6 protein-coding genes are annotated in these 6,957 nt (G+C 37.9%); all 6 read right to left on the bottom strand.

Translation table 11 applies throughout. The annotated features are described in order from the left end of the window. Positions 1–662: 662 nt before the first annotated feature. The 6 genes from IC621_RS24905 to IC621_RS24880 are packed head-to-tail and all read right to left on the bottom strand — an operon-like array spanning position 663 to position 6,939. The gene (locus IC621_RS24905; RefSeq protein WP_224752809.1) at positions 663–1,805 is read right to left on the bottom strand and encodes a Gfo/Idh/MocA family protein; all 1,143 of its coding nucleotides are present in this window, start codon (positions 1,803–1,805) and stop codon (positions 663–665) included. Between the two features lie 23 nt (positions 1,806–1,828). Continuing rightward, positions 1,829–2,797: a sugar phosphate isomerase/epimerase family protein gene (locus IC621_RS24900; protein ID WP_191162585.1), complete on the bottom strand. Its 969-nt coding sequence runs from the start codon at positions 2,795–2,797 to the stop codon at positions 1,829–1,831. 30 nt (positions 2,798–2,827) lie between these two features. Continuing rightward, positions 2,828–3,658, bottom strand: a complete 831-nt coding sequence (locus IC621_RS24895; protein ID WP_318153121.1) for a carbohydrate ABC transporter permease — start codon at positions 3,656–3,658, stop codon at positions 2,828–2,830. Further along, entirely contained in the window at positions 3,655–4,596 is a 942-nt protein-coding gene (locus tag IC621_RS24890; RefSeq protein WP_224752805.1) for a carbohydrate ABC transporter permease, read from the bottom strand. The genes IC621_RS24895 and IC621_RS24890 overlap by 4 nt, the downstream gene beginning before the upstream one ends. A gap of 53 nt (positions 4,597–4,649) precedes the next feature. Continuing rightward, positions 4,650–5,909, bottom strand: a complete 1,260-nt coding sequence (locus IC621_RS24885) for an ABC transporter substrate-binding protein (protein ID WP_191162581.1) — start codon at positions 5,907–5,909, stop codon at positions 4,650–4,652. 16 nt (positions 5,910–5,925) lie between these two features. After that, positions 5,926–6,939, bottom strand: coding sequence for a Gfo/Idh/MocA family protein (locus IC621_RS24880; RefSeq protein ID WP_191162579.1), 1,014 nt, complete (start codon positions 6,937–6,939; stop codon positions 5,926–5,928). Positions 6,940–6,957: the final 18 nt, after the last annotated feature.

The following is a 6,957-nucleotide window of genomic DNA, read 5'->3' as shown; positions in this document are numbered from 1 at the left end:
GAACGATCAAAAACTTAATGAATAAAAAGGGAGCCATTTCCTTTTAGAAACAGCTCCGGTTTTTTTACATCTCCACTTTTTGGGGTCTTGACCATAGACCGGTGGTCTGCACTAGCTCTATAAAGCATGATACTCGATGATCTCTATGAGCCGTTGAAGCATTTTTCAAGTTTGGACAAATTGTTGTGGCAAGTATCAGGTCAAAACGGCCAATAAAGGATCAGTCAGGACAAAAAAATTTGGTAATGGAAAATAAAATCGCTCTTCCGGCCAATAATTTCGAAGAATCCGCCAGTAAATTTTGTGACAGGGAAAGAAAATGGGTAGTTGTGGCCAATTACAGTACCTTATGGCTAGTAAAGATGGAAAGTGTAGAAATTGTTTTTCTTCACCTGTTCAACCCACAACTCCATATTGGCTGAAGCGCTTTGAAGAAAACTATGTGGAACTTACAGTTTCATTTTGTATATACCAAGCAATTAGTACCCATGATCGGATGATCCACCTTTGTTCAATAAATGAGGTTGCAAGACCGAATTTTCATTGCTGCAAAGGAAGTTTTATTTTTGTTTAAAGCTTAAATCTTTTGGAAACAAATGAAATTCATTTCACGCAGGTAGAGCTTGGAGAATTGCCTCCAAGCTCTATATCCTTTTTAATGGTTAAATTAACATTTCTTCGATTGTCACCCATTGCTTTGTTTTAGAAGATCGTTCAACAGCTTCTAGGACCGCTTGATTTTTCACACCGTCAAAAAAGTTTGGCGAAGGACTGCAGCCTTTGTTGATTCCGTTTAGTAATTCTACGATTAAATTTATAAAGGTGTGTTCGTAGCCAATGATATGTGCTGCAGGCCAATAGGCGCTTGCATAGGGGTGGATATCTTCTGTGCAATTTATTGTTCTAAATCCTTGTAAGCCAGGTTCGTCTTCATGAAAATAAATGTCTAAATGATTCATATTTTCAACATCCCAACGGATTGAACCTTTTTCACCGTTAATTTCAAATCGATTTCCATTCCGATTTCCTGCGGCAAAACGTGTTGCTTCAAACGTTCCAATCGCCCCATTCTCAAACCGAGCAATAAATACACTTGCATCATCAACATCTACATCACCCATTTTTTCAGTCGAAGCTGTTCCACTTAACCCTGAGCTTTCTTCAACAATTGGGCGTTGTTTAATAAATGTTTCCAAAATCCCATTTACCTCTTGGAACTCTCCCACTAAAAATCTCGCCATGTCGATAAGATGTGCAGCTAAATCTCCATGAGATCCAGATCCACAGGTTTCTTTTTGCAATCTCCAGACAAGAGGAAAATTCGGATCCATAATCCAATCTTGTAAATAGGTCGCACGAATATGATAGATTTTTCCCAGCCGCCCACTTTCAATTAGTTTTTTTGCAAATTGTACGGCAGGTGCAAAACGATAATTGTAATTAATCATGTGAAGGACATTATTTTTCTGAACAGCCTCAAGCATACGTTTGGATTGCTCCAAATTAAAGGCAAGTGGTTTTTCGCAATAAACGTGCTTACCTGCCTCTGCTGCTGCAATGGCTATTTCAGCATGACTATTATTTGGGGTAACAATGTCGATTAAATCGATATCATCTCGATTAATAAGCTTCCGCCAATCTGTTTCAAAACTTAGCCAGCCCATTTTTTGGGCGGCTTGCTTTACTCCTTCCTCATTCCTCCCACAAATTGCTTGCATGACAGGTTCAACCTCAGTATCAAAGAAAAACGAAGCATCCCGGTAAGCATGGGAATGTGCTTTCCCCATAAATTTGTATCCGACCATTCCTATTCTTACTTGTTTTGTCGTTATGCCCACCACAATTCTTTGGCTCCTTCCTTAATTAATTTATCCTGCAAGAAATCAACTGCTTTTGTGAACCCTTCTTCAATACTCATTAGACCGTCTTCATGTTCAATGCTAATAGCACCTTGATAACCAATTGTTTGCAGGCTGCTGATTATTTCTCTCCACGTATCCTCACCATGACCATAGCCAACAGTCCGGAAAACCCAAGAGCGATTTGAAATATCCTTATAGCTCTTCGTATCCAGCACACCATTCAATGGATTGTTTTGACGATCTATTCTTGTATCTTTCGCGTGAAAATGAAACAAGGCATTATCTTTGCCTAACGCTTTGATACATGCCACTGGATCCATTCCTTGCCAAAAATAATGGCTTGGATCAAAATTCGCTCCAATTTGCCCTCCACATTCTTTCCTTAAACGAAGCAATGTTTCTGTGTTATAAACAACAAACCCTGGATGTGGTTCTACTGCAACTCTTACATTATGTTCTTTTAAAAAGTGATTTTGTTCCTGCCAATAAGGGATGACCTTTTCACGCCATTGCCAATCGACTACCTCTGAAAAATCATTTGGCCATGGGCATGTAATCCAAACTGGATGCAGCGAGTAATCAGATTCACCAGGGCACCCTGAGAACGTAACCACATTTTCAATTCCCAGCTTTGAAGCGAGACGAACAGTATCTTGAAATACTTGATGATGTTCTGCTGCAATCTCCTTATTAGGATGCAAAGGGTTACCGTGACAGCTTAAAGCACTTATTTGTATGTTTCGAGATTGAAATGCTTCAATGAATGAGTTAAATTTCGTTTGATCCGATAATAATTCTCTCGGATTACAATGAGCATTCCCAACATACCCGCCTGTTCCGATTTCTACAGTGTCAAGGCCAGATTCCTGAATATAATCCAGTGCCTCATTTAACGATTTCTCAGAGAATAAAACAGCAAAAACTCCTAATTTCATCAAAATCTCTCCCTTTATTTTCTTAATTTTTTATTTTTCAGATCCTGCTGTAATTCCGCTTACAATGTATTTCTGCAGGAAAATAAACAAAATAATAATCGGTGCAGCTGCAATTGTTGAGACTGCCATTAATCCATCCCACTCAGTTCCGTATTGGCCAATAAATTTCGTTAAACCTAACGTTAGTGGTCGAATTTTTTCATCTGTAGCAAGAGTCAAAGCAAAGATTAAATCTCCCCATGCGAATAAAAAACTAAACGTTCCAACCGTTAGCAACGTCGGTTTTGTTAATGGAAGAACCACTCTCACAAAAGCGGTAAAGCGGTTACAACCATCAATAACAGCGGCATCCTCCAGCCCTTTTGGGACCGATAGAAAAAATGGACGCATGATTAAAATCGCAAATGGCAGGGCAAGTGTCGTGTTTCCAATAATGAGAGCTGCATAACTATTAAGTAAGTCTAATTTGCTGAACAAGATAAATAGCGGCATCGCTGTCATAATACCAGGGATCATTTGGGTGACAAGTAAAATTAACAAAAAGACAGCGCTTCCTTTTAATTTAAACCGTGCCATCGCGTATGCTGCAGGCAGCGCTAATAAAAGAGTAAGCAATGATGTACCAATCGCAATAATAAATGAGTTTTTTAAGTACAACAAAATACTTTGATCTTCAATAATATTTTTCCTATAAGCATCAAACTGTATTGTTTCAGGAAAAATCATCGGCGGAGTTGCGAATACATCTTGAATTGGCTTAATAGATGTCGTAATCATCCAATAGATCGGAAATAAGAACACTGCGGTTATAACTAGAGCGATGACAAACATCCCATATTGCCTAACAGAATAATTCTTCACATTGACTCCTCCTTCCTGATTAAATACAAGTAAATAAGAGAGATACATGTTAAGATTAATAGAATAACAGTCGCTACTGCGCCGCTTAGACCAAATTTAAAGTTTACAAATGCCAGTTCGTAACCGAAAAACGGCAGAACCTGTGTAGCCGTAACTGGTCCCCCTCCTGTCATAACCAAGATAATATCAAACACTTTAAATGTGTAGATAATTCCAAGTACTAAAATAACCAATATGGCCGGTTTCATAAGTGGCATTGTAATTTTAAAGAAGGACTGTACTCTTGACGCCCCGTCGATTTTCGCCGCTTCATATACATCATTCGGCAGTGCTTGCAAGGCGGATAATAAGAGAATCATATTAAAAGGAATCCCAATCCAAATATTTGTCAGGATAATAGCTACTAATGCAGTACTTTGCTGGCCTAACCAGTTAATTGGTTCACTCATTACCCCCATTTGAACTAGAAGATAATTGAGTACCCCATAGTCAACATCATAAAGCCATTTAAACAGCGTTCCTGTAATTACAAGCGGTGTCATCCATGCCAAAAGAAGGATCGACCTGAAAAAATTACGAAATGGAAATTTTTGATTGAAAAACAATGCTAATAAAAACCCAATCGAAAGCTGAAAAAAGATACATGAAACTGTGTAAATCACAGTATTTTTCAAAGCGGGCACAAATCTATCATCTTCAAATACTTGAAAATAATTTTCAAGACCAATAAACGGCTTTTCACCCTTTAAATTCATGATCGTGAAGTCTTGAAAACTAATGATAATATTATAAAAAATCGGATATAGCATAAAGATTACAACAAAAAGAAAGGAAGGCAGAATGAACAAATATTTTGTCATTTTTTTCTTTAAAGATGAACGAAACACTAATGAACCGCTGACCTTCCGACTTGGTTCAACCCTTGTATCCGCTTCCATTTTTTCGCCTCCAATTTAATGTTTCATGATCAAGAAACTTTCTTCCAATTTACTTATTCTATAGACTTTGGTAATAAAGGCTTTATTTCTTTAGCAGATTCTTTCATCACTTTTTCAACATCTTCACCAGTAATGACACGTTGAAGGGCTTCCTGAACAATGGTTGAGATATCGGGATACTTTGTTCCGTAAGCACGCGGTCTTGATGTTTTAATTTGTTGTACAAAAACTCGTAATTGAGGATCTTTATTCCATTCATACCTCTTATCATTAGCAACATCTTCACGGTTAGGGAGGCGTCCGCCAAGCTCATGCATAGGTCCTAATACTTCAGGCTTTTGTGTCCACTTAATAAAATCCCATGCTTCTTTCTTGTGTTCAGAGGTTTCTGTAATTGCCCAATTTTCTCCACCAAGTATGGAAGCAGCTCCCTCCCCTTCTGGCATTAACACAACACCCCAATTAATGTCTTTAGATTCTTCTCTTAAAACAGGCAGCTGCCACGGCCCGTTTACCATCATGGCTGCTTTTTCTGTTTGAAATTGAACAAGAACATCCTGCTGATTCCAGTTAATAATATTTTCTGACATCGATCCTTCCTTTACCATAACTTGAATTAATTTCATGGCAGAAATGGCTTCTGGACTTCCAAAGGAATTTAGGTCTGCTCCAGCTTGCCAAAGGTAAGGGAGAAATTGGAATGTACCTTCTTCACTTTTAGATGCAGCAATTGCTAATCCTTTTCGTTTATCATTCGTTAATTTTTTCGCTGCCTCTTTCAACTCATCCCAAGTCTTTGGCGGCTGGGAAATACCTGCTTCATCAAGCATGTCTTTATTGTAATAAAGTGCTAGAGCATTACTGTTGTTAGGGATACCGTAGTATTTCCCATTTAGCATAATCGATTCTTTTGGACCATCAAAATATTGATCTGCTTCACCCCATGCTTTTACTTCTTTTGTAATATCTGCAAATATTCCTGCGGCTGCAAATGCTTGATGATCAGGATTATCGATAACTACGATATCAGGCAATTCACCGCCAGCAATTCCTTGAAGAAGCTTTGTTTTTAAATCAGCAAACGGGAAATACGTTCTTTCAAACTTAATATTCGGGTGACTTTCTTCATACTTTTGCAGCAATTTTAATTGTTCCTGTTCTGGAGGTGAGTCCGGACTTAAATAATCCCAAACCTTTAATGTTATGACTTCATCACCTTGTTGATCATTACTTGCATCATCACTGCTGCATCCAGCGAGTGCAAGCAGGATTATGAATAGTAAACCGCTTATCATTTTCCAATGTGACTTCATCAAAATGCCTCCTTATTTATTTAATTGGCTCATTACATATATTATCTAATCGTGTTATTTCTTCTCCTTTTTTAATCGATTGAAGAGCTCCACCGACCATTGCAAAGCTTTTTAAGTTATCTTCGAGATGTGTGATTGGTTTTCGATTTTCTTTTATAGCCTGAACCATTTCATAGATCGAAAATTCTCTATCTGTATAAGGCATGCTTGGAAGTGCCAGCTCTTTAGTTGCCCCATCCTCAAGGGTCAGGAACGGTATATCATCAATTAATTCAATTATTCCCTTACTTCCTACCAGCCGCACCTCGCCATTCCAAGATGTTTCTTTCCCTCTTGTCACCCAACTTCCAAAATAATTTATTAATATATCATCAAATTTAATGATAGCGCTTGCAACACCATTCCCACCAAACCAGCTCCAGGATGGTTTTATACTTTTTGCATAGATCGAAGAAGGTTCTTCCTCTAAAATATGTCTTAATAAATCAAAGTGATGGATACACATATCTTCTATTAAAATTTCAGTATACGTATCCCGCCAACCACCGAATTTTGTTGCTCTTCGAAAATTCCACTCTCCGTATTCAACAGTCCCAATGGTTCCTGCTTGAATGCAATCTTTTATCACTTCTATCTCAGGTCTCCATCTGTAATTTTGGCTGATCATAATAAATTTTTCGTACTTTTTCGCTTCGTTATATAAATCTATTGCATCTTCGAATGTATGGGAGATAGGTTTTTCCATGAAGACATATAATCCTGCCTGTAGAGCGTCTAATGCAAGATGTTTATGTGTTTGCGGTGGTGTAATAATGACAGCTATATCTGCTTCAACTTGTTTAAGTGCTTCCTGATGATCTTGGAACATTTGAACAGAGTCATCATTCAGCAAAAGCTGTGCATGTTGGATATTTTTTTCATCAACATCGGCAACAGCAACTAGTTCAATTTCGTTAAAGTCTTTTAAAATGGTTAACCACGATTGACCAAATCCTCCAACCCCAATTTGAATCACTTTAAGTTTATTCATCTCTCTATCACTCTCCTA

It is taken from the genome of Metabacillus arenae, assembly GCF_014773385.1.
Taxonomy (GTDB): Bacteria; Bacillota; Bacilli; order Bacillales; family Bacillaceae; genus Metabacillus_D; species Metabacillus_D arenae.
Note: the sequence above shows the minus strand (reverse complement) of the source record. Positions and strands in the feature narration are given on the sequence as shown.

Coding starts and splice junctions, on each gene's coding strand:
- IC621_RS24885 (WP_191162581.1), bottom strand. CDS start 5,909: ATGAAGTCACATTGGAAAATGATAAGCGGTTTACTATTCATAATCCTG.
- IC621_RS24900 (WP_191162585.1), bottom strand. CDS start 2,797: ATGAAATTAGGAGTTTTTGCTGTTTTATTCTCTGAGAAATCGTTAAAT.
- IC621_RS24905 (WP_224752809.1), bottom strand. CDS start 1,805: ATGGTCGGATACAAATTTATGGGGAAAGCACATTCCCATGCTTACCGG.
- IC621_RS24890 (WP_224752805.1), bottom strand. CDS start 4,596: ATGGAAGCGGATACAAGGGTTGAACCAAGTCGGAAGGTCAGCGGTTCA.
- IC621_RS24880 (WP_191162579.1), bottom strand. CDS start 6,939: ATGAATAAACTTAAAGTGATTCAAATTGGGGTTGGAGGATTTGGTCAA.